This is a genomic window from Sphingomonas elodea ATCC 31461 (assembly GCF_000226955.1).
Lineage (GTDB): Bacteria > Pseudomonadota > Alphaproteobacteria > Sphingomonadales > Sphingomonadaceae > Sphingomonas > Sphingomonas elodea.
Genome location: NZ_AGFU01000051.1, coordinates 1 through 25,728, shown reverse-complemented (window position 1 = coordinate 25,728; position 25,728 = coordinate 1). Strand labels below are relative to the sequence as shown.

At 69.2% G+C, this 25,728-nt stretch carries 18 protein-coding genes; 5 read left to right on the top strand and 13 right to left on the bottom strand.

Annotated elements, in window-relative coordinates:
- Nucleotide 1: 1 nt before the first annotated feature.
- Genes KK7_RS0114300 through KK7_RS0114265 form a run of 8 tightly spaced genes read right to left on the bottom strand, consistent with a single transcriptional unit; the run spans nt 2 to nt 8,793 of the window.
- Nucleotides 2–244 carry a hypothetical protein gene (locus tag KK7_RS0114300; protein WP_010545328.1) on the bottom strand — a complete coding sequence of 81 codons (243 nt, stop codon included), beginning with the start codon at nt 242–244 and terminating at the stop codon, nt 2–4.
- The gene (locus KK7_RS0114295) at nt 244–2,454 is read right to left on the bottom strand and encodes a chemotaxis protein CheA (protein WP_010545327.1); all 2,211 of its coding nucleotides are present in this window, start codon (nt 2,452–2,454) and stop codon (nt 244–246) included. Before KK7_RS0114295 ends, KK7_RS0114300 begins: the two co-directional genes overlap by 1 nt.
- Complete coding sequence (locus tag KK7_RS0114290; RefSeq protein WP_010545326.1) at nt 2,451–2,819, bottom strand: response regulator; 369 nt, start codon at nt 2,817–2,819, stop codon at nt 2,451–2,453. Before KK7_RS0114290 ends, KK7_RS0114295 begins: the two co-directional genes overlap by 4 nt.
- The gene (locus KK7_RS0114285; protein WP_100207605.1) at nt 2,816–3,658 is read right to left on the bottom strand and encodes a CheR family methyltransferase; all 843 of its coding nucleotides are present in this window, start codon (nt 3,656–3,658) and stop codon (nt 2,816–2,818) included. Before KK7_RS0114285 ends, KK7_RS0114290 begins: the two co-directional genes overlap by 4 nt.
- A 3-nt stretch (nt 3,659–3,661) precedes the next feature.
- Nucleotides 3,662–4,261: a HEAT repeat domain-containing protein gene (locus KK7_RS20770; protein WP_010545324.1), complete on the bottom strand. Its 600-nt coding sequence runs from the start codon at nt 4,259–4,261 to the stop codon at nt 3,662–3,664.
- A 2-nt stretch (nt 4,262–4,263) separates the two neighbouring features.
- Nucleotides 4,264–5,313: a chemotaxis-specific protein-glutamate methyltransferase CheB gene (gene cheB / locus KK7_RS0114275; protein WP_010545323.1), complete on the bottom strand. Its 1,050-nt coding sequence runs from the start codon at nt 5,311–5,313 to the stop codon at nt 4,264–4,266.
- Nucleotides 5,310–6,860, bottom strand: a complete 1,551-nt coding sequence (locus KK7_RS0114270) for a chemotaxis protein CheW (protein WP_010545322.1) — start codon at nt 6,858–6,860, stop codon at nt 5,310–5,312. The genes cheB and KK7_RS0114270 overlap by 4 nt, the downstream gene beginning before the upstream one ends.
- Nucleotides 6,861–6,873: 13 nt before the next feature.
- Nucleotides 6,874–8,793, bottom strand: coding sequence for a methyl-accepting chemotaxis protein (locus KK7_RS0114265; RefSeq protein WP_010545321.1), 1,920 nt, complete (start codon nt 8,791–8,793; stop codon nt 6,874–6,876).
- A 409-nt stretch (nt 8,794–9,202) separates the two neighbouring features.
- Here KK7_RS0114265 and KK7_RS0114260 point away from each other — a divergent pair, with 409 nt between their 5' ends.
- Entirely contained in the window at nt 9,203–10,147 is a 945-nt protein-coding gene (locus tag KK7_RS0114260; RefSeq protein ID WP_010545320.1) for a MerR family transcriptional regulator, read from the top strand.
- A 51-nt stretch (nt 10,148–10,198) separates the two neighbouring features.
- Here the strand turns inward: KK7_RS0114260 and KK7_RS0114255 are convergent, their stop codons facing one another.
- From KK7_RS0114255 to KK7_RS0114245, 3 genes are all read right to left on the bottom strand, one after another.
- Nucleotides 10,199–15,862, bottom strand: a complete 5,664-nt coding sequence (locus tag KK7_RS0114255; protein WP_040598664.1) for a hypothetical protein — start codon at nt 15,860–15,862, stop codon at nt 10,199–10,201.
- Nucleotides 15,863–16,217: 355 nt separating this feature from the next.
- Nucleotides 16,218–17,231, bottom strand: a complete 1,014-nt coding sequence (locus KK7_RS0114250; protein WP_010545318.1) for an inorganic phosphate transporter — start codon at nt 17,229–17,231, stop codon at nt 16,218–16,220.
- Nucleotides 17,232–17,237: 6 nt separating this feature from the next.
- Nucleotides 17,238–18,338 carry a DUF47 family protein gene (locus tag KK7_RS0114245; RefSeq protein WP_010545317.1) on the bottom strand — a complete coding sequence of 367 codons (1,101 nt, stop codon included), beginning with the start codon at nt 18,336–18,338 and terminating at the stop codon, nt 17,238–17,240.
- Nucleotides 18,339–18,562: 224 nt separating this feature from the next.
- Here KK7_RS0114245 and KK7_RS23435 point away from each other — a divergent pair, with 224 nt between their 5' ends.
- Entirely contained in the window at nt 18,563–19,069 is a 507-nt protein-coding gene (locus KK7_RS23435) for a thiamine pyrophosphate-binding protein (RefSeq protein ID WP_010545316.1), read from the top strand.
- A gap of 2 nt (nt 19,070–19,071) precedes the next feature.
- Complete coding sequence (locus tag KK7_RS23430) at nt 19,072–19,689, top strand: thiamine pyrophosphate-dependent enzyme (RefSeq protein WP_010545315.1); 618 nt, start codon at nt 19,072–19,074, stop codon at nt 19,687–19,689.
- Nucleotides 19,690–19,705: 16 nt separating this feature from the next.
- Here KK7_RS23430 and KK7_RS0114235 read toward each other — a convergent pair whose 3' ends face one another.
- Nucleotides 19,706–20,236, bottom strand: coding sequence for a GNAT family N-acetyltransferase (locus tag KK7_RS0114235; protein ID WP_010545314.1), 531 nt, complete (start codon nt 20,234–20,236; stop codon nt 19,706–19,708).
- Nucleotides 20,237–20,334: 98 nt separating this feature from the next.
- Between KK7_RS0114235 and KK7_RS0114230 the strand changes: the two genes are divergently transcribed.
- Nucleotides 20,335–20,628, top strand: coding sequence for a DUF6916 family protein (locus KK7_RS0114230; protein WP_237709220.1), 294 nt, complete (start codon nt 20,335–20,337; stop codon nt 20,626–20,628).
- Between the two features lie 58 nt (nt 20,629–20,686).
- Here the strand turns inward: KK7_RS0114230 and KK7_RS0114225 are convergent, their stop codons facing one another.
- Entirely contained in the window at nt 20,687–21,322 is a 636-nt protein-coding gene (locus KK7_RS0114225) for a phage tail protein (RefSeq protein ID WP_010545312.1), read from the bottom strand.
- Between the two features lie 324 nt (nt 21,323–21,646).
- On the opposite strand from KK7_RS0114225, the gene KK7_RS0114220 reads away from it, so the two are divergent.
- On the top strand, nt 21,647–25,728 hold a 4,082-nt coding region (locus KK7_RS0114220; RefSeq protein WP_010545311.1), incomplete at its 3' end, for a beta strand repeat-containing protein.

Here is a 25,728-nt window from a genome sequence, read left to right as displayed (position 1 = left end):
ATCATCCTTTCGGGGCGAGGAGGGGGGAGAGCCAGGCGGCGAGATCGGCATCGGCCGGCAGCGCGGTCACCGGCGCGCCGCTTGCCAGCAGCACCTGGAGATTTGCGGGATGGAGATGGGTGCAGCCGGCAAGATCGACGCTGCGACCCGGTGCTTCCAGGAGCCAGCCGTGCAATGTCTCCGCCGCCTCGACGTCGACGCCCTCGGTGCACACCGCTTTGCGCTTGAGGAACCGGATCGGCATCACCACAGCCTCCTGGGATTGAGCACCATCACCACACCGCCATCGCCCATCAGCGTCGACCCCGAATAGGCGTCGATCCCCGCCAGTACCCCGGCGAGCGGCTTCTGGATGATGTCCAGCGTCTCGCGAAAATCGTCGACGATCAGCCCGACCTGCTCGTCGCCGCGCTGGAGGACGAGGATGGCCAGCTCGCCCGCGGAATTGCGGCGCGGCTCGGCGGCGACGCCCAGCGCGGCGTTGAGCGCGCGCAGCGGCACGATCCGCCCGCGTCGCACGATGACGCGGCCGTTCGCCATGCCCTGGATATCGGCTTCTGGCACCCGCAGCGTCTCCACCACGCCGTCGATCGGAAGGGCGAAGCGCTGGCCGTCGCTTTCGATCACCAGCACGCGGGTGACCGCGACCGACAGCGGCAGCACGATCCGCACGCTGGTGCCCTGGCCGGGCGATCCCTCCAGCGCGATGTCGCCGTGCAGCCGCTCGACCGCGGTGCGCACCACATCCATGCCGACGCCGCGGCCGGACAGGTCCGAGATGGCGGCGGCGGTGGAGAAGCCGGGGAGAAAGACGAGCTGCACCGCCTCGCGATCGCTGAGCTGCGCGGCCGCCTCGGCGGCGATCAGTCCGCGCTCGACGGCACGGGCACGAATGCGCGCCGGATCAATGCCGCGACCGTCGTCGCGGATCTCGATGCGGATGCGGTCGCCTTCCTGGCCCGCGCGTATCAGAAGGCGGCCGGTTTCGGACTTGCCGGCGGCGCGGCGCTCCTCGGGCGTCTCCAGTCCATGGTCGAGGCTGTTGCGGACCATGTGGACCAGCGGATCGGAAAGGCTTTCGACGATGTTCTTGTCCGCCTCGGTCTCCTCGCCCTCGAGCACGAGATCGACCTGCTTGCCGAGCTTGCGGGCCAGGTCGCGAACCAGCCGGGGGAAGCGTTCGAACACCAGCGCCACCGGCATCATCCGGATCTGCATGATCGCCGCCTGCAACTCGTCGGTGATGCGGCTGATCGCGGCGTGCTGGGCCTTGATCTCGCGCTCCAGCTCGCGGCCGCCGTCGAGCCGGGCGGCGTGGCGGGCGAGATAGGGGAGGGCATTGCGGGCAACCGCCATCTCACCGACCAGGTTGAGCAGGCGATCGATCCGGGCCTGATCGACGCGCAGGCTGCTCCGGGCGGCGGCGGGTTCCTCGGCGCGTGCGGGTTCGGGCGTGGGCGCCTGATGGGCGGCGAGCGCATCGACCGCGGCGAGCAACGGTGCTACGTCGTCATCGCGGAGAAAGGCCTCGCCCAGCGCCGGGAGCTGTTCGGCGAGCGCTGTTCTACCGAGCTGACGTGCGGTGTTGACCAGCACCGCAACCACGGCGCGCACGCGGCCGGGGTGCCAGTCCGGCCGGTCCGCTTCGAGCAGCGTCGCGCGCTGGGTGGCGAGCAGCGCGGGCAGATCGGGAACGGCATCGGCCTGCGGTGCGGGCGGTGGCACCGGCACGATCGTCACCTGATCGGCGACATAGCGAAAGTGCCGGTCGAGCGCCTCGCGCGGCGCCGTGCTCAGCAGCTCGAAGCCGAGGCGGTTGGCATAGGCGTCGAGCTCGGCGAGCGGCGGCCAGTCGGTGGGCGCGACGATCCTGCCCCAGATCCGGCCGGGCGCCTGCCGCACCGCGTGGAGCGGATCGTCACCGCTGAAATAGCAGTCCGCGGCGGGCGTGTATCGGAGGAAGTGAAGCGCTTCCCCGCCACCATGAACACGAGCGGCTGCCAGCGCGGCCTCGGGCAGGTCGATCGCGGGCTGCACCGCGGCGAGGGGGCGTGTCCCTTCCTCGGGCGAAGGCGCCAGCAGCGCCCGCAGCGATGTCGCCAGCGCCACGGCCGCCTCGCCCTGCGGCCCGCGCGTATCGCCGCCGCGCTCGACCTGGTCGCACAGCGCCGAGACGAGATCGGCGGCGCCGAGCAACCGGTCGGCGAGCGCGGGGGTGAAGGCCAGGCTGCCGCCGCGCACGGCGTCCATCAGGTCCTCGGCGGCGTGGAGCAGCCGCATCATCTCGGGGAAGTCGAACAGCCCGCTATTGCCCTTCAGCGTATGCACGCAGCGGAACAGCGCGTTCATCGCGTCCCCGTCGCCGGGTGCCCGCTCCAGCTGCATCAGCCCGGTGGCAATGCCCTGGAGCAGCTCGCGCGCTTCGGCGAGGAACTGGTCGAGCAGCCGGCTCATGCCCGGCCTCCGGTGAGCAGCGCCACCTGGGCCAGCAGCGTCTCGGGCCGCACGGGCTTGGGCAGATAGGCGTTGGCGCCGCTCCGCCGGCAGCGGCCCGCGATGTCGTCGCCGCGATCGGTGGTGATGACGAGCGCCGGCGGCTGGTCCACCGGCTCCCGGCGGAGTGCCTCGAGGAAAGCAAACCCGTCGAGCCGGGGCATGTTCACATCGACGATGCACAGGCTGCACGGCTGCTGGAGCGCGGCCTCCAGCGCATCAACGCCGTCACCCACTTCGGCCACCGGATAGCCGGCGGCGGTGAGGATCGTGCGGTAATAGGTGCGGATCACCGCGGCATCGTCGACGATCAGGACCGGGTTCATGCCGCATCCTCCGGCCTCTGGTGGACGATCGCCTGCGGGAATTTGCGCGCGCGGAACAGCGACGACATCCGCGCCATCGATTCCGAATGGCCAAGCATCACGAAGCCGCCCGGCGCCAGCGCATCGTAGAGCGCGTCCGCGGCCTGCCGGCGCGAGGCATCGTCGAAATAGATCAGCAGGTTGCGGCAGAAGATCACGTCGATGTCGCGGAAAGCGCGGGTCTCGCGCGGGGCGGCGAGGTTGCAGCGGGTGAAATGCACCGCGTCGCGCACCTCGTGCGACAGCTGATAGTCGTCCCCGCAGCGGGTGAAGTGGCGGGCGAGCCAAGCGCGGGGCAGATGCTGGACGGAACGCGGCGAATAGCGGCCGATCCGTGCGCGCTCCAGCACCTCGGTATCGATGTCGGAGGACAGGATTTCGACGTCCCAGGTCGCCAGCGCCGGCCAGCGCTCGATCAGGTAGAGCGCCACCGAATAGGGCTCCTCCCCGGTCGAGGAGGGAACGCACCAGATGCGGATCGGCCGGCGATGGCTGCGCCGTGCGACGATTTCCGGCAGCACCGATTCCACCAGTGCCTTGAACTGATATTCCTCGCGCAGGAAATAGGTCTCGTTCACCGTCATCGCGTTGATGAGGTGTTGCAGCTCGATGTCGGCGCCACCCTGCGCCAGCCGCGTGAGATAGGCCTTGGCGGAGATGCTTTCGGTCTCGCGAACCCGCTCGGAGAGGCGTTTGTCGACGAAATAGCGTTTCGAGGAATCGAAGTGGATGCCGGTCTCGCGATGAAAATAGTCGCGGAACTGGCGGAAATCGTCGTCGCTTACCTTGGTATGGGGCACCACTCAGGCCTCCGCCAGCCGGGCGAGCGCGGCATCGGTCGCGAACTGCAGGAACGGCTCGGCGCGGAACCGGGCCTTGAGGCGCAGCAGCGCGGGGCGCGCGGCGGCATCGCCCTGCCGCCCGAGCAGATCGGCGGCGGCGGCGCAGACATTGGCATCGGTCTCCTCGCCCAGCAGCCGCATCAAGCGCGCGACGAGGAGCGGATCGCGGCGGTCGGCCAGGGCGGTCAGGCCATGGACGCGGCGATCGGCGGCGGCATCGTCGAGCAGCGGCAGCAGCAGCGTAACGGCGCGCGCGTCCTCGATCCGCGCGATGGCCTCGAACGCGGCGGCACGGGCGCCGGGTTCTTCGGCGGTCAGCAGCGCCGTCACGGCACCAAGCGCCGTATCGCTGCCGATCGCGACCAGCGCATCGAGCAGCGCGGCGCGGACCGCCCGGTCCGTCTCGATCGCCAGCCGGGCGCCGAGCCGCGGGACCGCGCGCGGCTGCCCCGCCAGCGCCTGGGCGGCACGGCGGCGCTCGGCGGGATCGGCCGCGTCGAGCCGGTCGCGCGGTCCCGACGATCCGGCGGCGGGGGCGGGGCGGGGCTGGCGGAGCGGCATCGTCAGCCTCCGAACGCCCAGCGATTGAGCTGCTCGGCGATCTTCTGTGCCGGCAGCACCATTTCCGCCCCGTCGCGGGCGATCAGCTCGCGCGGCATGCCGTGGACCACCGCCGTGTCGGCGGACTCGGCGATCGTGTGGCCGCCGCGACGGTGGATCTCGGCGAAACCGTCGGCCCCGTCATTGCCCATGCCGGTCAGCATCACCGCCGTCAGGGTCTGGGCGGGGCAATGCTGGAGCGCGGAGCGGGCGAGCACCTCCACCGAGGGATGCCAGGCATGTGCCGGGTTCTCGGGCTTGGGAATGGCATAGAGCCGCCCGCCCCGATCGGCGAGCACCAGATCGGCGCCGCCCTTTGCGACATAGGCGGTGCCCGGCTCGATCGCGACCGGGGCTGCGACCTCGATCACGGTCAACGGGCACACCTTGTTCAGCCGTTCGGCGAAGGAGCGGGTGAAGGCGGCGGGCATGTGCTGGGCGATCACCACCGGCCAGGGGAAATCGGCGGGCAGATCGGGCAGAATGTCTTCCAGCGTCTTCGGGCCGCCGGTGGAGACGCCGATCAGCACCACGCCCCTGCGGCGGACCCGCAGGGCCGGGCGGGGGGTGGGGGCCGGGGCAGGGGCCGGACGCACCCGCACCGGTTCGCCGTAGCGCAGCCGCGCGCCCGCCGCCGCCCGCACCTTCGACACCAGCTCGCGGCGGATGTCGCCGAAGCTGCGGGAAATGGTCCCGCCCGGCTTGGCGATGTAATCGACCGCACCGAGATGCAGCGCTTCCAGCGTCACCAGCGCGCCGCGTTCGGTGAGCGAGGAAACCATCACCACCGGCGTCGGCCGCTCGGTCATGATCAACGACAACGCGGTGAGCCCGTCCATCTGCGGCATGTTGATGTCGAGCGTCACCACGTCGGGCCGGAAGGCGCGCACTTCCTCCACCGCCTCGGCGCCGTTGCGGGCCTGGCGGATCTCGAACCCGCCCTCCTCGGTGAAGAGCTGGGCGAGCTGGGTGCGGACCAGCGCGGAATCGTCGACGATCAGCAAGCGGATCATGCCGCCTCGTCCAGCAGGTCCGTCAGCTGTGCGCGGTCGGCAGGGTCGATCAGGTGGCAGGGGTCGATCAGCTGCAGCATCCGGCCCCGTGCCGCCATGTTGACGAGGCGCGGCAGCAGCCGGTCCTGCGCGGCCGAGAGGGCGGGGGCCTCCTCGATCGCCTCGGTGCCGACCTGCAGCACTTCGGTGACATGGTCGACGATGAAGCCGGTGCGCACGCCGTCGATCTGGAACACCATGATCCGCTGGCGCTCCTGCGCGTCGAGCCGGGCAAGCCCCAGCCGGGTGCGCAGGTCGAGCACGGGCAGCACCGCACCGCGCAGATTGATCACCCCTTCCACGGCCTTGGGCGCGCGCGGGACGCGGAACAGCTGCTCGGGCACGCGCACGATCTCGCGGACATAGGCGATCGGCACGCCGAACTCCTGGTTCTCGAGCCGGAAGACGATCAGCTGGCCCTGATCGTCGGCCGCCGCCGCGGTCTCCGCCTGTTCCGCTGCGGCCTCTTCCTCGCCGAGCTGGCCGGCGGCCTGGATCGCCGGGTGGGCGAACAGTGCCTTGCTGTCCACCACCGAGACGAGCCGGCGGCCCTCGTCGAGCCGGCAGACCTGGGCGATCTCGCCCCGGCCGCGCGCCAGCAGCGAGGGCAGCGGCTCGATCACCGCGCGCGGCACGCCGAGCACTTCGGTCACGGTGTCCACCGCGAGCCCGACCGACTCCTCGCCGATCTTGAGCACCACGATCCGGCTCTTCTCGTCGAGCGGACGGAGCGGGAGGCCGAGCAGGCTGCGCAGATCGACCAGCGGCAGCAGTCGGTTCCGCAGCGTCATCAGCCCCAGCACGTGCGGCTCGGCCCCGGGTACGGCCACGATGGTCTCCGGCGAATGCACGATCTCGCGCACATCGGCGATGGCGATCCCGTATTCCTGGCCGTCCAGCTGGAAGCTCACCAGCCGGGTCTCGTCGCCGATCTCGCCCTCGGCGCGGGCAATGCTGCGCTCCGCCACGCCCGCGGAGCCGCGCAGGCTGGTCTGCGCGGCGGCCCCGGTTTCGGCAAAGGCCTCGGCGGCCAGCCTGGCGAAGTCCACGATCAGCGTGATGCCCCGCCCGTCCGCATCGCGGATCATGCCGGCGAGAAAGCGGCTGTCGATCACCGATTGGCTCTCGCCTGCCGGCTCGATCCGTTCCTCCGCGATGCTGGCGACGCTCGACACCCGATCCACGACGAAGCCGAGCGGCTGGCCGAGCTGGACGACCATCGCCCGGCTCGCCTCGTCGCGCGGACGCTCTGCCAGCCCCAGCATTTGACGGAGGGAGACGATCGGCAGCACGTCGCCGCGCAGATTGGCGATGCCGTCCAGCGCCGGCGGCGCGAGCGGCACCCGCACCACCTCGGGCAGACGGATGATCTCGCGCACCACGGCCATGTCCGCGGCGAAGGACTGGCCTTCGATCGCGAACCTGACGAACTGGCGTACCGCGAGGCTTTTCTCGGCGCCGGCGGGCGTGTCTTCCCGCCGCTGCCGCGTTCTTGCTTTCTGGGCCATGCCGGCCTCCCGTTCAGGCAGCGCTCTGCAGTTCGTCGGCGAGGGCTGCGATCTCCTCGATGGCGATGGCGAGTTCGCGGGCGCCCTGGTCCTGCTGCTGCGCGGCGCTCGACGCCTCGCTCGCGGACTTGTCGGCTTCCTGCGCGGCGGCGGCGATCTGCTCGATCGCGGCCTTCACCTGGGCGATCGCCGTCGCGATCTCGATCGAGGCGCCCAGAATGTCGCTGGTCCCGCGCTCCATTTCCGCAATGTCGCCCTCGATACGGATCAGCGCGGCGGTGCAGTTCTCCGCCTTGGCGACTTCGGCGAGCGCCGAGGCAACGATTTCGTTCAGATCCTGGCCGACGGCCGCGATCTGGTCCTGCACCGCGCGCACCATGTCCTTGATGCGGTCGGCATTCTCGGCCGAGTCATGGGCGAGGTTGCGGATATCGGTGGCGACGACGACGAAGCCCTTGCCATATTCGCCGGCCCGCGCCGCTTCGACCGCGCCGTTCACCGCCAGCATGCTGGTCTGGATCGAAACGGTGGAAATGGCGTCGACGATCTTGTCGATCCGCCGCGACACCAGCTCCAGATCCTTGACCTGCTGGATGCTAGCGCGCGAGGCGGCGGCGGAATTGTTGATGCCCGCGACCATCGCGTCGACCGCCAGCTTGTTGCGGCCGAGCAACTCGCGGATCTGTGCGACCTTGTCGCTGCTGGTGGTTGCGCGCTCGCGGGCGAGGTCGACGCCGCGTTCGATCTGCAGCGCGGCGGCGGCCGATTCCTCGGTCGCGGCCGACTGCACCTCGGCGCCCTTCCGGATCTGCTCGATCGCGGCCAAGATCTGGCTGCCGGACTTGCTGATCTCGTGCACGGCCGAGGAAAGCTGTTCGGAGGCCGAGGCGACTTCCTCGGCGCTCTTCGCCACGTCGGACGAGTTCTTGAGGTCATCGGCCAGATCGGACATCGACTGGGCGGCCTGCTCGCATTCGGACAGCGCCATCGACTGTTCTGCCACGGTCTTCGCCGATTCCTCCGCCGCGGCCGACTGTTCCTCGGCGGCCGAGGCGATTTCCTGCATGCCCTTCAGCGCCTGCTGGGTGGCGACGTTGGACTGGTCGGCACCCACGGCGATTTCCTGGATGCCCCGCACGATGGCGGCGATGTCGCCGCGGATCTGTGCCAGCTGCTCGGTGATGATCGCCGCCTTGGCGACTTCCTCGTCGATCGCCGCGGCGGACTGGTTGATGCCGCCGGCGATATCCTGCACGTCGCTCTGGATCTTGCCGATCAGCTCCTGGATCTGGGCGGCGCTGCGCTCGGAGGTCTCGGCGAGCGTGCGGACCTCGTCCGCGACCACGGCGAAGCCCTTGCCATGCTGGCCCGCATGCGCTGCTTCGATCGCAGCATTGAGCGCGAGCAGATTGGTCTGGTCGGCAATGCGGCCGACGGCCTTGACGATATCGCCGATATTGGCGGCCTGCTTCTCCAGTTCGGCGACCATTTCCACCGATGCCGCCTGCCGATGCGAGGCGGTGGTGACGTTGGCAATCAGCGCGGCGATCTCCTCGCTCGTGCGCGCGATCACGGCCTGCGAGGCCTCGCCCTTGTCCCGGCTGATCTCGGCATTCTGCAGCTGGCGGGTGATGGCACCGGCGACCTGCTGGAAGGCGGTGAGCGAGGACTGGGCCGCGCTCGACGCCTGCTCGGCGCCGACGGCGATTTCGTCCGAGGCGCGCTTCAGTTCCTCGGCGGCGGCGGCCGCCTCGTTGATGCCGGCCGTGAGCTCGGTGCTGGCCGCGGCGATCCGCTCGGCCACCTGCTGCTGCTTGGCGAGCGTGCGCGCACGCTTGCGGCGGAGTTCGGCCTCGCGTGCCGACGCGGCGGCCGGACGGCCTGCTGCTGGCGCGGCCTTGTCCGCCACGCCGGTATTCTTAACCAGAGCCATGCCTAACCTCTCACTGCGGCAACTCTGATCCCCTGCGCGACCTTATAGGTGCCATGTAAACGAGAGGTGGGCGGTGGGCCGAATTTTGATGGTTTATTTTTGCCTACGGCGCCAATAGTCCGATTTATTAATGGATGAGGTGATCCAATGATCGGGGTTTGTCGTAATCGTTACTGGCAGATATAGGTGTAATAATATCGAATGGTTCTTCTAACGGCGACGTATTATTTAATTTTAGTGGGGGTATGCCGGCTAATTTCAGAAGTGGCCGGCAAGTATCGTTGCCTGATCGGCCAGCCTTCTGGCGTTGGTTGCTTGCCGGTGCCAAGTGCGTTGTCTTGGACAAGTCGGGAGTTTATACCGGTCGAGCCCGCATTGATCGGCTTTGAAGCGAGTTTGTCCTAGACAGATGGCGTTGAACGATCCGGATCCGACCCCGCTGCGTATTGCCGATGTCGAGCGCGAGACCGGCTTGAGCAAGGACGTGCTGCGCATCTGGGAACGGCGCTACGGTTTCCCGGTACCGGTCCGCGATGCGCAGGGGCGCCGCTGTTATTCCGCCGAACAGGTCCGTCGCCTCCATCTGCTGCGCGCGCTGGTCGACCGGGGCGGTCGCCCGGCCGAACTGATGCGCGAAAGCGATGCGGTGCTGGCGGGGCGGCTGCAGGCGCTGGGTGCCGCAGCGCCGGTGCCGCCGGTGGCCTCGGTGCCGCATCTCGACGAAGCCCTGCGTCATCTGGCGGCCGATCGCCCCGAGGCGCTGGAAGCACTGTTCCAGCGGCATGTGCTCGAATTCGGTCTGCGCCGCTTTCTTCTCGATGTCGCGGTGCCGCTTGCCACCGGCGTGGGCGAGGCCTGGGAGAGCGGGCGACTGGCGATCCACCAGGAGCATGTCTTTTCCGATTGCCTGCTCCGCTTTCTCGCCGAGGCGACCCGGCGCTGGCGTGCGGCGAGCCCCGATGCGGTCCCGCGGTCGCCCCGGATGCTGCTGGCGACGCTGCCGGGCGAGCAGCATCTGATCGGATTGGCCATGGTCGAGACCTGGTCGACGCTGGACGGATGCGCGTGCCGCAGCCTGGGCGGCGGACTGCCTGTCGCCGAGATCGCCGCTGCGGCCCGGGCGCAGCGCGCGGATATCGTGGCGCTGTCCTTCTCCGCCTGTTTCGATCCGGCGCGCGGGCAGGCGCAACTGGCGATGCTGGGCGATCTGCTGGACAAGGGGTGCCAGCTGTGGATCGGCGGCGGGCGGACCGCGGACTGGGCACCCGGCTCGGCAAGGGTGCAGTGCTTCCGGAATCTTGCCGACCTCGGCCCCGCGATCACCGCCTGGCGGGCGGCGCGGGGGGCCGGATAGGCGGGGCAAGGGCCGTCCGGCCCCGCGCCGGGACGCGGGGCCGGTGGATCGTCAGAATGCCAGGCGAACGCCGCCGCGTGCGGCTGCCCGGGCATCGGCATTGCCGCCTTCGCCGGAAACCACACCGAACAGGACGAGCCGCGGGGACAGCACCACATCCGCGCCCAGCTTCGCGGTCGCCAGCGCGCGCGCACGCGCGGCGCCTTCGCCGAGCAGGCCGATGTCGTTGCCCGTGAAACCCGCAACCGCATAGGGCACGCGTCCCCGCACCTGGTAGCGTGCGCCGAGGGTCAGATAGGGGCGGAACGCCGGGCCGGTGCCGCCTTCCGCCGCGCGGGCGAAGGTGATGCCGCCATCGACGAACACCGCGGTGCCGCGGCGCTTCGCGACCGTCAGCGCGAACGGGCTGTCGCTCTGTTCGACCGCGGTCTTGCGCAGGGTGCGGATGGCGGTGGCGCCGATCGACGGGCGCAGCTGCCAGTTGCCGGCCAGCTTCACCTGCGTGTCCAGGCTTGCATCGGCGGTCCAGCCGCTGAGGTCGTAGCGCGCGCTGGCGCTGCCGACCGGCAACAGGCGTCGGGTGTCGGCCTTGGCGCCGTCATAGGCGATGGTTGCCTTCAGGCCGATGCCGCCATGGCGTACGCGTCCGTGCACGCCGGCCACCACGCCGTCCGCGCTGGTGTGCGCGCCCGTGTCCGCCAGCGTCTGGCGGCTGTTGAGGTAGCCGCCAAAGGCCCCCAGCGACCAGTGCGGGCCGGCGATGCCGATGCCGCCCAGAAAGCCGTAGCCGTTGGTGGTGGTGCGCGCGATGCCCCGGGTCGGATCGCCGGCGAGCGAGCGGGTGCCGCCCAGGGCTGCCGCGAAGCTGAACAGGCCGGGGGTGTCGCGCACCGGCGCGAAGGCCTGGCCGCGCGCCGCATCGGCCAGCGTCAGCCCGTTCTCCACGCTGATCTGGCGCGTTGCGGCATAGGCCTGCGGGGTGAGCCGTGCAAAGGCGGCGGCGCTGCTGGTGCCGGACGCGGTCAGCAGTTGCGGGGCCGCCGCGAGCAGCGCCGGGGAAACGCGCCCCCCGACCAGCACCGCGTTGACATAGTCGAGCCCGCGCCGCGCCGCGCCGTCGAATGCCGCCGGCGCGACATAGGTGGAGACCACGCGGATCCGGCCGCTCTCCTGCGAGAACAGGCCGAAGCTGGTGCCGGAGGTCACCACCTGGGTGAAGCTGCCGGAGATGCCGCCGGTCGCGGTGATCAGGTCGAGCACCGTGCCCGGCGTGACGTTGCCGGTCTGCACGATCTGCAATGTCGCCCCGCTGGCGATCGAGACCTGCCCGTTCACCGCCAGCCGGTCCGACGCGGTCGGCGTCAGCTCGAACAGCGCGGTCGACGTGCCCGCGAGCGCGACATTGCCGTTCACCGTCATCGTGCCCGGCGATGCGCCGGGGCTGAGCGTGCCGGCGACCGCGACATTGCCGTTGACCGTGCCCGCCGAACCGAAGGTCGCGCCCGCCGCCACCGTGATGGTCGGCGCGGTGATCGTCGAGCCGGCGAGACCGACGAAGCGCCCGCCGGCCAGCTGCACGTCGGCAAAGGTTGCGGTCCCCGCCAGCGTCGCGAAGCCGCCGTTCATCCGCAGGGTTTCCATGTTGACCACATCGCCGAGCGCGATCCCCGCGCCGGTCGCGGTGCCGGCAATCTCGAGCCGATCGGTGCCCGCTCCGCCATCGATGCGCGGATTGGTCGCGCCGTCGCGCAGCACCACGCGGTCATCCCCCGCGCCGAGCGACAGGGCACCCATGGCCCCGGCATTGTCGACCAGATCGGTCCCGGCATCGAGCAGGGTCGCGCCGGTGATCGTGCCGGTGTTGGTGAGCGTGAATGCGTCCTTCCCCGATGCGACGATCGCCGCGGCACCGGGGCCGGTCGCGGTGATGCGGCCGGCATTGGTGATGGTCAGCGTCGTGTCGGTGGCGAGCAGGGCGACGGCGTTGGTACCGGTCGCGGAGATCGTGCCGCCGGCCTGGTTGGTCAGCGTACCGCTGGTCGCGCCGCGCGGGCTCGCGATCCGCACGCCGCGCGCCGCCACCTCCGGTGCGGTCGCGCTGCCGCTCGCGGCGATGCTGCCGCTGTTCTGCAGCGCATAGGTGATCGGCCGGTCGCCCGCTGTCAGGCGCAGGTCCACGCCCACGGCCCGCAGCCCATCGGCAACGATCGTGCCGCTGTTGGCCAGCGATACCGTGCCGACCGTCGCCGTCCCCGCGCCGATGTCCGCCGTCAACGCGCGCGCGGTGCCGGTGCCCGCCGTCGCCCGCAGCGTGCCGCTGTTGGTGATCGTCGCTGCGCCCGCCGCGTCGAGAGCGGTGAACGAGGCCGTCGCGTAGAGCCCGCCCTCGATCGTGCCGCTGTTCGCTGCCGTCAGCATGTCATAGGCGCCGAGCACCGCCATGCCGCTATTCGCCTCCCCCGCGGCGATGCGGCCGGTGTTGGTGAAGGACAAGGGCGCGTAGTTGTAGACGCTCACCGCCGGGCCGGTCAGCCCTGCGCCGCCGATCGTGCCGTTGTTCGTCATCGCGGCCGTCATGCCGTAGACCGATCCGCCGATCGTGCCCGCATTGGTGAAACCGGCGAGCGGAACGGCATCGCCCTCGGCGAACAGGGTGCTCCGGATCAGCGACACCGATCCCGCGATCGTCGCCCGGCTGATCACCGCGCCGTCGCCCATCACCCGCAGATCGGCATAGCGGCTGTCGAGCCCGGTCAGGGTTACCGTGGTGGTGCTGCCGATCGCCGCGACGGCCGCTGCGGTGAACCCGCTGGTCGGGGCGGCGCCGATCGCGACCGAACCGCTGGTGGTGAGGGCGCGGCCGAAGGTGCCGTCACTGACGGTGATGCGCCCGCTCACCCCCGTGCTATCCCCCGCCTGCAGCAACGTCCCGCCGCTGCCGAGCGCGAGGTTGCCGGCAAGCGTGCCGCCATTGGCGAAATAGATGCCGTTATATCCGAGCGACACATCGCCCTGGATCACGCCCGCATTGTTGATGCGGCCGCCATCGAGCCGAATGGCGCCCTGGCCGAACCGGCCGCCGCTGGACGTGATCGTGCCGGTATTGACGACGACTCCGCCATAGAAGCTCGTGATGGCGGGGCCGCTGGTCTGGATGGTGCCGTTGTTGACGACCCGGAAGGCGTTGACGATCCCGTTGGATTCGCGCGTGCCGGTCTGGATGATCGTCCCGTTGTTGGTGACGGTGCCGACCCCGGAGGTACCGTAGCTGCCGTCGAGTTCGATGCGGCCGTTGTTGATCAGCGCGTCGCCGCCGACCACCGCGGCGTTGTAGCTGTCGCCCCCGTTGGTGGCGGTGTAGAGCGCGCGGATCGTGCCCTGATTGTCCAGCGTGTTGCGACCGCCCATCGAGACCACGCCATAGCCGCCGCCCCAATAGTCGGTGCGGTTGCTGGTGAGGGTGCCGCGGTTGACCAGGGTGAGGCCCGGCGTGGCCGCGCCGGTCTGGAGTGCGGGGATCGCGGCAGCGGCAACGATGTTCACGGTCGTCGCGTTCGTGGTCGAGACGGTGGCGTTCAGCTCGACGGTGCCTTTGCCGGCGAGCACCAGCGTGCGCGTCTGGGTCGCGCCGGCGGTAAGCTGGAGGCGGGCGCCGTCGACCAGCTCATAGCCCGTCGTCGCGAACGGGCCGACCGCGCCGATCGTCGCGCTCTGCTGGCCGGAGACGCGGTAGCGCAGCAGCGCGTTGGTGCCGGTGACCGTGCCGGTGATGCCGGCGAAGCTGCCCGGACCGGTATTGACCAGGTCCGTGACCAGCGTGTCGCCGTTGCTCAGCGTGAGATTGCCGTTGAGCACGCCGCCCGGCAGCGCGACATAGAGGTTGTTGGTGGCGGAATAGGGCAGCGGGCCGCTGACCGGCGCGAAGCTGACATTGCCGTTGATCGTCCCCGCGTTGAACACGGCGGCGCTGCTCGTGTCCGTCGTGCCGTAGGGGCTCTTGCCGGTGATGGCATAGGCGCCGCCGTTGATCACGCCGCCGGCAAGGTTGTTCAACACGCCGTAATAATCGAGCCCGACGGCGGTGCCGGTGCCGGTTGCGGCGATCGTGCCGCTGTTGTTCAGCACATAGCCGATATCGACGCCGTAGGTCGCGCCTTCGATCCGGCCGCTGTTGGTGCCGGCATAATAGGTGTTGCCGTCCAGCACGACGCCGACGCCGCCGGTCGAGCGGATCGTGCCGCTGTTGGTGAAGCCTTCGCCGAACATCCGCACGGCGGTATCGCGCGCGATGATCGTCCCGCTGTTGTTGACGGTGCTCGACGTGTTGATGCCGTTGCCGCTCGATTCGATGCGGCCGCTGTTGGTGAGGCTCGTGTTGTTGAGGTCGAGCGCATAATAGAAGGTGGGAACGGTCGCCTGGATGGTCCCCTTGTTGACCAGCTTGCCGCCGCCCAGCGTGTAGCTTTGCACAAAGGCCTGGTCGTTGACCGCGATCGCCGTGTCGTTGACGATCGTGCCCGCGCCGGTGATCTCCAGCACGCTCGGCGCGACGAAGCCGTTGCCGAGCGTCAGCGTCGCCCCGTCGCCGGGGGCAAGCCGCAGCCGCTGGAAATTGGTGGGGAGGGTGACGGCGCTGGTCAGGCGCAGGTCGGCGGTCGGCGCCAGCACCATGCTGTTGACGCCCGAGCCGCCGTCGATCGCGCCGGTGATGCCGGTAACGAGCGTGGCGGTGCCGTCATAGCGGGCATAGATGACGTCGTTGCCGCTGCCGAACGAGACGTTGCCGACGATCTGCCCCGCGGTGGAATCGATCGAGCTCGAGAAATAGGTGCCATAGCCCTGGTTCGAGCCTACGTCGCCGACGATCGTGCCCGCATTGACCAGGGTCAGCTCCGTCCCTGCCGCCACGGCGACGCGCCCGCCGGTAGAGATACGCCCGCCCGCCTGATTGGTGAGGGTGATGTGCTCGCCCTGGAGTGCCGGACCGCTGCCGCTATTGGCGATCGTGCCGCTGTTGACGACGGTCTGCAGCTGCGAAAGGCCGGCGATCGTCGCGGCCGCGCCGTTGGAGCGGATCGTCCCGCTGTTGGTCCAGGTGCCGAAGCCGAGCCCGATATTGTAGCTGCTCGTTTCCTGGATGGCCGAACGCGTGCCGCCGTCGATCATGCCGGCATTGGTGATCGAGCCCACGGGGCCGCTGATCGCGCCGATCGTGCCGGTGGCGGCATTGGTGATCGACAGAAAGCCGGCACTGCTCGGCTGGATCGCGAACAGCGCGATGCCGCTGGTGCCGCTGATCGTGCCGGCATTGGTGATCGACGCCAGCGCCGGGGTGGAGCCGTTGCGCGACGCCTCCGCGGCAACGCCGTAGCGGCCGGTCACCTGCGCACCCGCCGCAATGGTCACGGTCGCTGCGGTGCCGGTATAATCGTACGAATTGGCAGGGACGGTGCCGGGCAGGACGGTGATGCCGCTCTGCACGCCGCCGTCGACCGTGCCGAGCACGGAAATGGTCGCGCTGCGCCGGTCGTAGGAATTCGGGACCACCGGAATGTCGACGCGGATCCGACCGGTCGCGGCGCCGTTCGCGACGACGACCGTGCTGCCGTTCGTGGAGACGATGATCCCATCCGGATCGTTGCCGGTGCAGGTGGTCGTGGTGTTGGCAACGGTCGGATCGGGGGAGCATTGCGCCTGTGCTGCCGAAGTCGCCATCCCCAATGCCAGCACGCTGCTGCCGAGCACATACGACAAGCGGCGGCTGCGCGCCGCCCCGATACCATGAAACACGAACAGATTCCCCCAGTTGAAACGGCTGCTTGGCCGCCGCTTCTGCTGAAGCCCAATCAAGGGAAATTGTCCAGCGGAACGAGATCAGTGCCGGTCCCGGATCGGCATTGCACTATTGTCGCAGCGTCAAGATGCGGCGCAGAAGAACCGGAGCTGCATCGCCCGCCTCCGAGCGGCTGTGCGGTGCGAGGACGGCGCCGAATCCAGGCCTAGCTTTGGCTGAAACGAGGAAGGACGTGGTTACGTGCCGGCGGCAGCGGGCGCCGCCGGCACGCCGTCTTCAGAACAGCGTGGTCAGCAGGTAGAACAGCGCACCTACCGCGGCGGAGGCGGGCAGGGTGATGACCCAGGCGATCACGACGTTGCTCGCCACGCCCCAGCGCACCGCCGACGCGCGGCGGGCGGTGCCCGCACCGATCACCGCGCCGGTGATGGTGTGGGTGGTGGAGACCGGGATGCCCAGCCACGACGCCGCGAACAGGATGATCGACCCGCCCATCGAGGCGCTGAACCCCTGGTGTTGCGAAAGCTTGGTGATGCGCGAGCCCATCGTCTCGATGATCTTCCAGCCGCCGCTCAGCGTGCCCAGCGCGATCGCGACATAGCAGCTGATCGCCACCCAGTGCGGCACCTCGAACGTGCCCTGGAGATAGCCGGTCGAATAGAGCAGCACGGTGATGATGCCCATCGTCTTCTGGGCGTCATTGAGGCCGTGGCTCAGCGAGTAGGCGCCCGACGAGATCAGGTGCAGGATCCGGAACGAGCGCTCGGCCCGGGTCGCCGTCGCGCGGCGGAACAGCCAGCTCGTCAGCAGCATGATCGCCATCGCCAGCACCATGCCCAGCGTCGGCGACAGTACGATGGCGAGCAGCGTCTTGTTGAGCCCGCCCCACTGGATGCCGGTGACCCCGGCATGCGCCACGCCCGCGCCGATCATCCCGCCGACCAGCGCATGGCTGGACGAGGAGGGGATGCCCTTCAGCCAGGTGACGACGTTCCAGAACATCGCGCCGACGAGTGCGCCGAACACCACGCCGGGCGTCACCAGATCCTTGTCGATCAATCCCTTGCCGATCGTCTCGGCCACCTTGTGCAGGCTGGGGAAGGCGATCGTCACGAAATAGGCGGCGAAGTTGAAGAAGGCGGCGAAGGCGACTGCGTGCACCGGCTTCAGCAGCCGCGTCGCGACCACCGTGGCGATCGCGTTCGCGGCGTCGTGCAGGCCGTTCAGAAAGTCGAACGCCAGCGCGACGAGGATGAGGCCGATCAGCAGCGGCAGGGCAAGTTCGTGCATGATGGATCAGGCGTGATCGATGACGATGCCGTCGATCTCGTTCGCGACATCCTCGAACGCGTCGACGATGCGCTCGAGATGCTTGTACAGCTCGCGCAGCACGGCGAACTTCAGCGGGTCGCTCGGCCCAAGCTCCTTGTAGGCGCGCTTCAGGCCGGCGGCGTGGATGTCGTCGGCATGGCTTTCCATGCGGACGAGGCGCTCGGTCAGTTCGTGCAGGCGGGCGCCGTTCCTGGCGACGTCGCGCAGCAGCGGCATCGCCTCCAGCGTGAGGCGGGCGGCATCGACGACGATGCCGGCCATGTCCTTCATCTCGCGCTCGAAGCCCTGGATCTCGTACAGGTCGATGGCGCGGACGGTGGCCTGCATCTCGTCGATCGCGTCGTCCATCGAACCGATCAGCGCGGTGATCGCGCCGCGGTCGAAGGGGGTGAGGAAGGTGACGCGCACCGTCTGCAGCACCTGGCGGGTGATCTCGTCGGCGTCATGCTCGCGCTCGATCACCTCGCGGATATGGTCGGCGCCGCCGTCCTGCAGCAGCCGCGCCAGCGCATCGGCGCCGGCCACGACGGTGGCGGCATGTGCCTCGAACATCTCGAAGAAATTCCCCTGGCGGGGCAGGAGGCGTTGGAACCACGCGAACATTCGGTTGACCTTTGATTTCTGGACTACGGTGTCGAGCACGCCCACCCTGCGGGTCGCCGCTCGGAATTCCTCGGGGCCGAAGGAGCGAATCAGGTCCCGCAGGTCCGGCTCGTCGACGGCCTCGGCGGCCTCGGCCAGGCTGAACCAGCGGCGTTGCCGCTCCGACTGTTCCTTCCACGCCGCGAGCTCGCGCGTGACCGAGAAGGGGAAGACCTCCACATCGACCATCAGCGAGGCGCCGTTGGCGCGCTTCTTGCGGTAGCGATAGGAGCCGAGCGGCGTCGGGCAGATCAGGCCGACCAGGCCCGCCTCCTCCTCGGCCTCCAGCGTCGCGGCGGCATGGCCGCTCAGGCCCTGGCCGGGATTGCCCTTCGGAATCACCCAGCGCCCTGTGCCCCGTGACGTCACGAGCAGCACCTGGGTCAGCGCGTCCGCACCGGTGCCGAGGGTGCGGTAGGGCAAGGCGGCAATCTGGCGAATGGCGTGGCGCTCCCGGTGAGGTCGGCGGTGGTACAATCTTATAGCCCGATGGCAAGGACACGCCAGCGGCGCGGCCCCTTGGCGGCCGCTCCCCTACTGCCCGCCGCTCCCGCTGACCAGAGCGCAATCGGGGCATACCTTCAGATGATTGTCCCAAACGGCATCTTCTTCCGACCTTGCGGGTTGTCCGGCCGGAGGTGACCCGCATGACCAAGACCGTAGCAGCGTTGATGACCGACATTCTTGCCGCCGCGGGGGTGCGCCGGATCTACGGCCTTGTCGGCGACAGTCTCAACGGCATTACCGATGCGTTGCGGGCGCGGGACGACATGGCGTGGGTCCATGTTCGCCACGAGGAGGTCGCCGCGTTCGCCGCCGGCGCCGAGGCGGCGCTGACCGGGGAGCTGGCGGTGTGTGCCGGATCGTGCGGGCCGGGCAATCTCCACCTGATCAACGGCCTGTACGATTGCCACCGCACCCGCGTGCCGGTGCTGGCGATCGCCGCGCAGATCCCTTCCGCCGAGATCGGCCGCGGCTATTTCCAGGAGACCAAGCCCGAGGCGCTGTTCCGCGAATTGCGGAGGATCGCGACGGCGATCACCTTGAAACCAGCGTCGCCCGCTATCGCAAGGCCCGCGCCGGGCTCGACAAGCTCGCCAGTGGCGCATCGGGCCGCCGTCCCATCCACCCCCAGCAGCTCGCCGAGCGGCTGAGCATGGCGGCGAGCGACACTGCGGTGTTCACCTACGATGTCGGCACCTGCACCGTCTGGGCGGCACGCTATCTGCGGATGAACGGCAAGCGGCGGATGATCGGATCGCTGGCGCACGGATCGATGGCGAACGCGCTGCCGCAGGCGATCGGCGCCCAGGCCTCGCACCCCGGGCGGCAGGTGATCAGCATGTCCGGCGATGGCGGGCTGGCGATGCTGATGGGCGACCTGCTCACGCTGGTGCAGGAGCAGCTGCCGGTGAAGGTCGCCGTGTTCAATCACGGCTCGCTGGGCTTCGTTGCGCTGGAAATGAAGGCGGCAGGTTTGCTGGAGACCGGCGTCGACCTCCGGAACCCGGACTTCGCCGCGGTTGCCCGCGCCATGGGCATGCACGCGATCCGCGTCGAGGATCCCGCCGATCTGGAAGCGGCGATCGCCGAGGTGCTGGCGCATCCGGGCCCGGCGCTGCTCGACGTGGTGACCGCCACCCAGGAACTGGTGATGCCGCCCGCCATCGAGGCGGCGCAGGCCAAGGGCTTCAGCCTGTGGGCCCTGAAGGCGGTGCTCAACGGCGACGTCAGCGAGGTGATCGACCTCGCCCGCACCAACCTGCTGCACTGACCGGGCGCGGCGGGGCTCAGCCGGTGCGGCCTTGCGCCTCTTCCCCCGGCGTCCAGCGCAGGAAACGGTGGGTGGCATGCGCGGAGGGCGCGTCGACAAAGCCCAGCCGCGCATAGAGGCGCAGGGCCTGATGGTTGCCGGTCTCGACATGCAGGGTCACCGCGTCGGCGGCGGCGGCGCGGGCGGCTGCCTGAACCCAGTGGATCAGCGCAGTGCCGAGCCCGTTGCCGCGCGCCCGGGGCAGCAGCAGCAGTTCCAGGATGCGCCACGCCGTGTCGCTGCGGTCGAGCGAAAGTCGGCCGATCGGCGCGGCGGGGCCCTTCTCCACCAGCCAATAGTCGGCGTGCGGACGGGTCTGCCGGTAGTGCGTCTGCTGAAGGTGGAACTGCTCGGCGATGAAGGCGCGCTTCTGTGCCGCGTCCCATGGCAGTGCCGCGAGATCGGGTGCGCGCAGCGTGCCGTACAGGCGCAGCAGGAAGGGCTCGTCGCTCGGGCGGACCGGGCGCAGCCGGACGCCGGACGGGAAGGGGGGGAGCGGCGCCGTCATCGGTCCTGCCTGCCGGGTGGCGGGGCATTACGCAGAACAGGTCTTTCGCGTTGCGCGATCCTGCGCCAGAAGAAGCGTGAATGCATGGGAGGGGCTAGGTGATACGGTTGATGACGCCGGAGGATTTCGAACCGTGGGTCGGCAGAAAGGTGCGGATCAATACTGCGCCGCGTCCGGTCGAGATCGTGCTGGCGCGGCTTCGCAGACTGCAGCCGATCATCGGGGCGGACTTTCGGGAGCCGTTCGAACTGACCTTCGAAGCGCCGTGGCACGTCATCCTCATGGACGATAACTATGAATGCGATTGCGGCCGCGGTGGCCCGTACCGCATCCATCTGTCCCAGATCCTGCCGAAAGGCGAGGTGCGGCGCTACCAGGCACTGTTTGCCTGAGCGGCGAAGGGAGATGCCGGCCGGCATCTCCCGCGCGTCGCCACAGACCTGGCGAAGGTCAGGGTTGTTCGGGCCAGACCCCGACGGCGGCGATGATGGTCGTCACCGCGACGAAGGGCTGCAGGACGGGGACCGGCTGCGAGGTGCCGGCAGGGTTGACCGTGACCGTGCCCTGCACGCCGCTGATGCTGCCGCTCACGCCCGCTAACGGCACCGGCTGTGCGCCCGGCTGCGCGGCCTTGTCGGCGGGGACGTAGATGGTCGGGGTCGTGTCGGGCTCCTGCACGGTGCCCAGATAGGCGCCCGCCTGGGGCTCCTTCACCTCGTCCGCATAGGCGACGCCGCTGATCGCCGTCAGCCTGCCCGTAAAGGTCGGCGCGCTTGTCGCCGTGAAGGACGCGGTATGGTTGTGCATCGGCAGCTGCGCAAGCGTGAGCGATTGTTGCTCGACGCCGCCCGCTGCGCCGACGTTGCGCGGCGTCAGCCCCGGGCCGGCGCCCGCGCCCATCAATACGCGACCGCGCGCATCCGGCAGGGCGTAATTGCTGGTTCCATTGCCGCCGAACGAATTCCCCAGAAGCGCAAACAGCGCTTGGTTCTGGTTTATCTGCATGACGGTGCCGTTGCAGTTGAGCCAGTTGACCGGTGCGTAGCGGAAGCCAACCTGCATGATCTGCCCGATGAACGGATCCATGTTTCCCCTCCTGTCGTCCAAGGTGTTGTGCGTAAGCAGGGAAGCGATAGACGTTTGTGGCGCTCTGCCAAAGTAGAAAATTGCTCGTTGTGTTGCAGCAGCCGGTGCGGGTGTTGAAAAAATATTAACATATCCACTCTGGAGGCTACTTCGCGGTGCAACATTGCGTCCGGTTGCATCAATGTTTCGATTGAAATAGAAATTATGGAGGAGATGGCGAAGCCAATCCCGAGTCGCGACTATAATAATAATCAAAATTTGATGTTGATGCAGTCGTTTGGCGAACATGGTCAGTCCAAATGGACGTGGCCGTGAGGGGGCTTCATGAAGGGTTACGTACGGTCGGACACGCACGTCTCGCTGCTTGCGAAGGCGGGGCGCCTGGGGGGTGTGGTTCTCGCAGCGGCCCTGGGAACCGCGCTGTTCGCGCCTGGGGCGGCGCAGGCGCAGAGCCTGGGTTGCCAATCGGTCAACGATGGATCGATCAACTTCACCGCCAGGTTTGTCGCCGGGGATCCGCGCCAGTCGGAAACGACCTCGCGAACCGCGACTAGTACCGCGGCGCTTTCCGTGATCGCTGCGGCAGCTGGCTACAGCGATAACATTTCCACCAACATGGTCCCCGGCATCAACCCCTTCACGCCCGGCGACAGGCTCGACTTCACGGCCGTGGTCAGCCAGTATAGCGGCAGCGCCGGCATGCGCATCCGCTTCCGGGTGAACAACAGCTATGTCGGCCTCCCCGCGGGGGCGCGGGTCACGCCGGACCCGACCGGCACCGGCACCTTTACCGGCTATTACAATGTGCCGAGCGGCCTGCAGGGCGTCGGCATGACGGTCGATCATCTCGGCTCGACCTCGAACAGCCTGACCGACGTCACCGTCACCTGTACGCCCTACATCGATTCGAACCTTTCGCTCGGCGTCACGATGACGCACTCGGGCACGCCGCAGCAGGGCGGGACGGTCGACTATACCATCACGCCCAGCGCCAGCGGTGCGAACACCGGCACCAACGTCACGCTCACCTTCAGCCTGCCATCGGGCCTCAGCTACAATTCCGGCTCGGGCTCGGGCTGGAGCTGCACGTCCACCCGCTGCCTGTACACCAACACGATCGCCAACGGCGCCAGCGGTAATCCGCTCACCCTGCGGCTCAACATCGCGAGCAACGCCGCGACGAGCCTGACGCCCAGCGTCACGCTGTCGGGCGGCAATGCCGGAAGTTCCGCATCCGCAAGCGATCCGACCTCCATCGCGGTGGTGCAGATACCCGCCTCGGTGGCGATCGCGACCGGTGCCAACCAGACGGCCTCGACGAACACGGTGTTCGCCACCCCGCTGAGCGTCACGGTGCGCGACGGCTCGAACGCGGTGATACCGAACACCTCGGTCACCTTCACCGCACCGGCATCCGGCGCCAGCGGCACCTTCTCGAACGGCAGCAACAGCATCACCGTCACGACCGACGGTTCAGGGATCGCAAACGCCGGCAGCTTCACCGCCAACGGCAGCGGCGGTGCATATTCGGTGAACGCCACGGCGGGATCCGTATTCGCCACCTTCAGCCTGACCAACAATCTCGTCACGGTGCCCAGCGTCACCGGTCTCTCGCCGACCACGGGTCCGACCGGCGGCGGGACGACGGTGGTGATCACCGGCACGGGGCTTGCCGGCGCGACCGGCGTCAGCTTCGGCGGCACGGCCGCGGCCGGCTTCACCGTGGACAGCGCGACCCAGATCACCGCGACGTCTCCGGCGGCGAGCGCGGGCACGGTGAACGTGACCGTCACGACCCCCAGCGGCACCAGTTCCACGGGCGCGTCGAACCAGTTCACCTATGCGGTGCCCCCGACGACACCGACGCTGACCTCGACGCCTGCGACGCTCACCAACAGCACGAGCGCGACCTTCCAGTTCAGCCTGGCGAGCGGCACGGGCGAATGCTCGATCGACGGCGGAGCCTTCACCAGCTGCACCAGCCCCAGAACCTATACGGGACTGTCCGACGGCAGCCACAGCTTCCAGGTCCGTGCCACCAGCGGCGGTGGTACGAGCGCAGCCGCCAGCTACAGCTGGACGGTGGACACGACCGCGCCGAGCGCGCCGATCGTTACGACTCCGGCCAATGCTTCGGAGCGCGTCGTCACCAACCGTGCGACCAGCGGAACCAGCGAAGCCAATGCGACGATCACGGTCTATCTGGACGGCAGCGCCGATGGCACGACCACCGCGGATGGCAGCGGCAACTGGACCTACACGCTGACCGCGCTCAGCGCGGCTGCCCATACCATCAAGGCGCGCGCGACGGACGCGGCCGGCAACACCTCCGTCGATTCGAGCACCCGGTCGTTCACCGCCTACAGCGAACTTGCGGTCACGCAGGTGTCCACCTCGATCACCGCCACGATGAACACCACCAGCTTCAGCGCGACCCGCCCGGTCACCGCATCCGGCGGCAAGGCCCCGCTCGCCTATGCGATCAGTGGCGGCACGTTGCCGACGGGGGTGACGTTCGACACGTCCAATGGCGGGTTGAACGGCACGCCGACCAGCGTCCTCGCCGCGACGGACTTCACGATCACGGTGACCGATTCGATCGGGCAGGCCAGCAGCAAGATCGTGCGTCTGGCCGTCAATTCCGACCGCGGCCAGATCGTCGCCTTCACCTCCACCGCACCGGGATCGGCGCGGGTGGGCGGCACGACCTATACGGTGACGGCGGGATCCAGCTCGGGCCTCACGGTTGCGTTGACCATCGACTCGGCCAGCAGCGGCGTGTGTTCGATCTCGGGCAGCACGGTCAGCTTCCTTGGCGTCGGCACCTGCACGATCAACGCCAATCAGGCGGGCAACGGCAGCTATGATCCGGCGCCGCAGGTGCAACAGAGCTTCGCCGTGGCGCAAGGCACGCAGTCGATCAGCTTCACCTCGACGGCGCCGAGCGCCGCGGTGGCGGGCGGCGCGAGCTACACCCCGGCCGCGACCGCGACCTCGGGCCTGGCCGTAGCCTTCACCATCGACCCGTCGAGCAGCGCGGTGTGCGCCATCTCGGGCGGGGCGGTGAGCTTCACCGGCGTGGGCAGCTGCCGGGTCAACGCCAACCAGGCCGGCAATACCGACTATACCGCCGCGCCCCAGGTCCAGCAGAGCTTCGCCGTCGGGCGCGGCAGCCAGACCATCATCTTCTCCGCGCTGCCGGACGTGGCGATCACCGCATCGCCGGTGACGCTCAATGCGACGGCGGGGTCCGGGCTGCCGGTCAGCTTCACCAGCAGCACGGGCACGATCTGCACCGTCTCCGGCACCAGCGTGACGCTGGCGGCCCAGGGCCTGTGCACGATCGTGGCCGACCAGGGCGGCGATGCCAGCTGGAACGCCGCGCCGGCCGTGACGCGCAGCTTCACCGTGCGGCCCCCGACGCTGACCATCAGCGGCGGATCGCCCGCCACGGCGAAGGTCGGGGCGACCTTCAGCCAGACCAGCACGGCGACCGGCGGCGTGGCGCCCTACAGCTTCGCGGTCACCTCCGGCACGCTGCCGGCGGGGCTCATCCTCGACACCGCCACCGGCGTGGTCAGCGGCACCCCGACCGCGATCGGCAGCTACAACTACGCGATCACCGTCACCGACAGCGCCAGCCCGGCGGCCACGGCGACGACCAGCGTGGTCAGCGGCAGCATCGCCAAGGGCGACCAGAGCCTGAGCTTCACCTCCTCGCCGCCGGTCCCGGCGCCGGTCGGCGGCGTCGGCTATGCGGTCACGGCGACCTCGTCGGTCGGGCTCACCCCGAGCTTTGCGATCGACGCGGCAAGTGCCGGCGTCTGCACGATCAGCGGCAGCACGGTGAGCTTCACGGGCGCGGGCACGTGCACCGTGGTGGCGTCGCAGGCGGGCGATGCCAACTACAATGCGGCGACGGCGATCACCCAGACAATCACGGTGGCGGCGGCACCGGTGGCAGGCGGCCGCTCGGGCGTCGTCGTCCCCTTTGCGAGCACCGGCACCGCGATCGACCTTGCCGCCAGCATCGGCGGCGGCGGGCACACTGCCATTGCCATCGCAACGGCACCTGCCCATGGCTCGGCGAGCGTGGCAGGCGATGTCGTCACCTATACGCCGGCGAGCGGCTATTTCGGCAGCGACAGCTTCACCTACACCGCGACCGGCCCCGGCGGCACCTCGGCACCGGGCACCGTGACGCTCACCGTCAGCACGCCGGCGGCGCCGACGGCGGCGAATGCCAGCGCGGATGTCGCCTATGGCAGCACCGGCCAGGCGATACCGCTGGCGCCGAGCGGCGTGTTCACCACGCTTGCGATCGGCACCGCGCCGACCAAGGGGGCGGTGACCATCGCCGGTACGACGGCGACCTATGTCCCGACGGCAGGCGCCTTCGGTGCGGA